Origin of the sequence: Neisseria sp. P0020.S003 (genome assembly GCF_051957095.1) — a bacterium.
Taxonomy (GTDB): Bacteria; Pseudomonadota; Gammaproteobacteria; order Burkholderiales; family Neisseriaceae; genus Neisseria; species Neisseria subflava.
In genome coordinates this window covers 1-247 of the sequence record NZ_JBQCWU010000108.1, presented here as the reverse complement: position 1 = coordinate 247, position 247 = coordinate 1, and the positions used below count along the sequence as shown (strand labels likewise).

Below are 247 nucleotides of genomic sequence, written 5' to 3'. Positions count from 1 at the left end.
GCATTCAGGAAAAACTCAAAAGGCAGGCCAAACGCTACAATAAATCCTACCCCGGAGAGCTGGTACATCTCGATACCAAACGGCTGCCGCTGCTCAAAGGGCAGAAAGTCACCGATAAGCGGGATTACCTGTTTGTCGCCATCGACGATTTCTCAAGGGAGCTATACGCCGCCATCCTGCCGGACAAAACCGCAGACAGTGCCGCCAAGTTTCTGACCGAACACCTGATTGATCCTTGCCCCTACCT

Annotated in this window: 1 pseudogene; it reads left to right on the top strand. The window is 53.0% G+C overall.

Annotation, left to right across the window (positions count from 1 at the left end):
- A pseudogene (locus ACTHTQ_RS11560) lies at positions 1-247 on the top strand (IS481 family transposase); the annotation flags it as partial.